The organism is Streptomyces otsuchiensis (assembly GCF_004305975.1).
Taxonomy (GTDB): domain Bacteria; phylum Actinomycetota; class Actinomycetes; order Streptomycetales; family Streptomycetaceae; genus Streptomyces; species Streptomyces otsuchiensis.
Map to the genome: position 1 here is coordinate 1 of NZ_BHZI01000371.1, position 4589 is coordinate 4589.

Below are 4589 nucleotides of genomic sequence, written 5' to 3' on the forward strand. Positions count from 1 at the left end.
CCCCACACCACCCCGACCCCGCCCATAGCCCCGCGTGCGACGAGAAGGCAGGTAGGACGACGCGACAGCCGGGGAAACACCCCCGCGTACGGGGGGGGGGGAAGAGCGGGACCAGGCCGTGGGCGCCCGCCGCGAGGTAGGGAACACCCCCGCGTGCGCGGGGAAGAGCGCGCTGCCGCTGCTCCCAGTGCCGCGCCTGGTGGAACACCCCCGCGTGCGCGGGGAAGAGAGGTCGTGACCTGGGGTCTTAACTGGCGAGTAACTGGATTTTACTTACTTTACAAAACTCCGACATTTCACCCATCCCGTGGGTTAGACACCGCCTCACCACTTCCAGTATTCCTCACCACGACCGGCGGGCTGTGCAGTTCACGCAAGGCGTGCACCATCGCACCTCGGACACGGTGGTGCCGGGCGTCCCCGCCGCTCAGCCGTCGGACCCGTCGGAGCAGTCGGAGCCGGCGGTGACGCGGAGGGCGAGGAGGGCGACGTCGTCCGTCGGGGACGGCCCGGCCACGCCGTCCACGATGTCCTGGAGCAGCACGTCCAGCGGGCGGCCGTCACTTACGCCGGCCGCCAGCAGGGCGCCCGCCAGCTCCGTGCAAGCGTCCATGTCGGCGCCGGCGCGCCGCTCCACCAGTCCGTCGGTGTACAGCAGCAGGGTGGCGCCGACCGGGAGGTGCCGCCGGTACTGGACGCGGGCGGCGGGCGGCAGCTGGGGGTGGAGCAGGATGCCGTGCTCGGTCAGCCGCTCGGTGGTGCCGTCGGGCAGTGCCAGCAGCGGTGGCGGGTGGCCGGCGTTGGTCCAGGTCATGCGCCAGCCGCCGGGCACCGGGCACAGGTGGTGGTGGATGAGGGTGCCGCTGGCGCCGACACCGAGGTCGGCGTTGGCGCGCTCCAGCGCACCGACCACGTGGGCCGAGCCCTCGCCGGGGTGCGCGTGGTCGGCCTGGCGCAGCATGCTGCGGATCTGGCCCATGAGGGTGACGGCGTGTACGTCGTGGCCGGTGATGTCGCCGATGGTGAGGGCGAGGGCGTCCTCGTCGTCGTCGCAGCGGTCCGCCCTGGGCAGCAGGTAGGCGTCGTACCAGTCGCCGCCCACCATGTCGTGCATCGCCGCGGGCCGGTACAGCGCGGCCAGTTCCAGGCCGGGCACCTCGGGCAGCTCGGTGAGCATCGCCTCCTGCATCCGGCGGGCCACCTCCACCCGCTCGTCGAGGAACTGGGCGCGCTCCACCGCCGTCGCCGTGTACCCGGCGATGGCGGTGAGGACGGCGCGCTCGGCCACGTCGGGCTGGTGGTGGCTTCCCCACGCCAGGGCCAGCGCCCCGACGACCCGCCGTGAGCCGGGTAGCGGCAGGCAGACCAGGGACTGAAACCCCAGCTCGCGCCAGACGGGGACGGCGTCGGCGCTGAAGCGGGCGCGCAGCTGCTCCTCGCCGTGCACGGTGACCATGCGGTTCTCCCGTACCGCCTGGGCGGTGGGCCAGCCCTCGCGCAGGGCGTACTGCTGGTGGTCGTGCTCCACGCGGTAGCTGCGGTCGGGGTCCGGCAGCCGTTGCAGGCCGTACGGGCCGGCGAGGGAGAGGCCGACGTAGACGGGCTTGAGGTCGCCGCTCATCAGGACGCCGATCTGGCGGCGGACATCCACCAGGCCCTTGGTGTCGGCCAGCACCTCCGCCGCGCGCAGCAGTAGCTCGGAGCTGTCCAGCGTCACGGTCGTGCGGGCCGCGAAGTGGTCGGCGGCGGCGCCCGCGCGTTCGGCCGCGTGGGAGACGGCGCGCAGCCGCAGCTCGGCTGAGCAGGTGGCGGCCAGGTCGGTGAGGTCTGCCAGCTCCCGGGCGGTCCACTCGCGGGGGCGGGTGTCCACGGCGCAGAGCACGCCGAGGGTCAGGCCGTCCCCGTCGGAGAGCGGTACGGCGACGCATCCGGCGGCGGGCAGCGCGCTCAGCAGCGGCCCGGGCGGGCCGTCACCGGGACCGCCACCGGGGCCGTCACCGCGCCCGGCGGCGGCGACGTCGGTCAGGACCAGCGGGTGGCCGGTGTCCACGACGTGGCGCCACAGCGAGGGGCCGGCCGGCTCCCGCCGGCTCAGGGCCCACGGTTCGGGGAGGCCGACCGCACCGGGATAGGTGTGCTCCTCCGGTCCGACGGCCACGACGAAGGCGACGGGCACGTCCAGCAGCGTCGCGGCGAGGCGGGCGCACCGTTCCATCGCGGGGTCGGGAGTGGCCGTCAGACCCGTCTGCCGGAGGGTCTCGCGCCGCCGGTCCTCCGTCGGCTCACCGAGCACGGGGACAGCTGCCATGACATCGCCTTCTCCCGTGGTCCCGGACCCCGCCGGGCGCCCTTTCGTACATCCCACGCTAACCCACCCGGCCCGGCGGCGGACGGGTCACGCCGGTCCGCCGGAACCGGTACCGACCGGCGCGCGGGTCAGCGCCGCATCGCCACCACGTCCGCGTAGATCCCGCGCAGCCGGTCGGTGACGCTGTCGATGGAGAACCGCTCCCGGGCCAGCCGCCAGGCCGCCTCCGAGGCCCGCTCGTTGGCGTCGGGCTCCAGCAGTTCCAGTACCGCGTCCGCCAGCAGCGCGCCGTTGGCGGCGGTGGCGCTGTCCCCGGCCTCGACGGCGGGGTCCGGGTCGCCGTCCCGGCCGTCCACGACCCGCCCGGCGCCCGCGCCCCGGACGTCGCCGGCCAGCCCGTTGGTGGCGGTGATCACCGCGGGGACGCCGACGGAGAGCGCCTCCAGGGTGCTGACCGGGAACGGGTCGAAGGTGGAGGGCAGCACGTAGACGTCGGCCTGCCGCATCGCCTGCAGGACACCGGCGTGGTCCAGCGGGCCGGCGTAGGTGAGGGCGTCCGCGACGCCGAGCCGGGCGGCGGTCGACAGCAGCCGCGCGACCAGGCCGTCGGTGTCGGCGCCGGCGATCACGAAGCGGGCGTCCGCGTGCACGGCGCGGATCGCCGCGATGGCGGCGACGAAGTCCGCCGGGCGCTTTCGGTCCTCCACCCGGGCCAGGAACAGCACCACGGGCGGGCCGCCGCGCTGGGCGCGGGAGGGGCGCCGCTCCTGGGCGGTGACGCCGTTGACCAGGCGCTTGGCCGGGGCGGTCCGCGCGGGGGCGGTGACGGCGGCGACCCCGCGCCGGTCGGCGTCCGTCAGATAGAGCAGGGCGTCGGCGCGCCGCAGCACCCGCCGGACGCCGAGAGCGTCGGCGATCCGGGCGGCGGGCACCGTGGTCGGGTCGATCATGCCGTGGGTCTGGACCACCAGCGGGCGGCGGGAGAGCAGCGCCTGGAGCGCGAACGGGAAGGTCACCAGGTCACGCGCCATGTGGACGTGGACGATGTCGGCGGAGCGCACGTAGGAGCCGGCCCTGGCCAGCATGGTCGGCGAGGTCATGCCGCTGAACCCGTAGCCGGGGATGATCTTGCGGGCCGGGAACAGCTTGACCGGGACCCCGTCGGCCTCGGTCGGCAGCGGGCCCTCGAAGCCCTCGCCGACGGTCAGCACCGTGGCCTCGTCCCCGGCGGCGCGCAGCGCCCGGCAGAGGTTGAGGGCGACCCGGGTCGGACCGCCGAAGACGTGGTCCGGCGAGTGATGGGTGACGACGTGCAGAACGCGCATCTGTGGGACTTCCCCTCCATGGCCCGGCGTCCCGGGACCTGTTCGGCGCCCCGCCTTCGGGCGGGGCGGCACGGCACCGCGCGGCGGCTACGGTCTGCGGTCGGCGGGCTCGGACTCGGCGGTCGCGTCGGTCGCGGCGGTCGCGTCTGCGGTGGCCGTCTCGTCGCGGAACAGCACGAAGTCGGCCTGGAGCATCTGTCCGGTGCGCGGGTCGACATACCCGGGGATGACCGCCATCGGAGTCAGCCCGAGCCTGCCCTGGACCAGCTCCAGGGTGTCGGAGAGCAGCATCGAACCCTCGTACAGCGGCACGAACGAGGTCTCGACCTGGAGTCCCTGGCAGGCGGCGGCCCGCTCCCCCGCCCCGCGCAGCACCTGCTCCTCGTACCCCTGGACGTCGAGCTTGAGGAAGACCCGCTCGCCGGGGCGCACCACCTCGCTCCACAGCTCGTCGAGCCGCCGCAGCCGCACCTCCTCGGTGCCGACGTAGCGCGCGTGCGGGGCGGCGTCGGAGTGGCGGTCGAGCATCGGCAGCACGGAGGAGCTGGCGCCCCGGTTGCCGGAGACGTTGATCGTGGTGGAGCCGGACTCCTCGCCGAGCGCGAACGGCAGCGCGGTCCACGAGGGGTCGGCGCCGGCCCGGCGGGCGAGTGCCCGGCCCGGGCCGGAGAGCGGCTCGAAGGAGACGATGCGGCCGGCGTACCCGGCGCGCCGGAGCATCGCCCCGTACTCGCCCTCGTTGGCGCCGACGTCCAGCACCACGTCGATGCGGTGCGCGCGCAGCAGCTGCGCCAGTTGCGGGCCGGACCAGCCGGAGGGGTAGCGGGTGATGTCGATGCCGAGCCTGCGTACGGCGTTGCGTACCCGGTGCAGAACGCTCATCTGTCCTGGGACTCCTTGCGGTGGACGGTCGGTGCTGCCGGGTGCCGGCGCGGCCGGGCGGCGGGGAGGGGACG

Annotated in this window: 3 protein-coding genes; all 3 read right to left on the reverse strand. The window is 74.9% G+C overall.

Features of this window, described 5'->3' with window-relative positions:
* Positions 1-427 precede the first annotated feature (427 nt).
* Positions 428-2308 carry a GAF domain-containing SpoIIE family protein phosphatase gene (locus E0D90_RS23745; RefSeq protein ID WP_227870444.1) on the reverse strand — a complete coding sequence of 627 codons (1881 nt, stop codon included), beginning with the start codon at positions 2306-2308 and terminating at the stop codon, positions 428-430.
* Between the two features lie 128 nt (positions 2309-2436).
* On the reverse strand, positions 2437-3633 hold the full coding sequence (locus E0D90_RS23750) for a glycosyltransferase (protein ID WP_130800027.1): 1197 nt from the start codon (positions 3631-3633) through the stop codon (positions 2437-2439).
* 87 nt (positions 3634-3720) lie between these two features.
* Positions 3721-4515, reverse strand: coding sequence for an FkbM family methyltransferase (locus tag E0D90_RS23755; protein ID WP_130800028.1), 795 nt, complete (start codon positions 4513-4515; stop codon positions 3721-3723).
* Positions 4516-4589 lie beyond the last annotated feature (74 nt).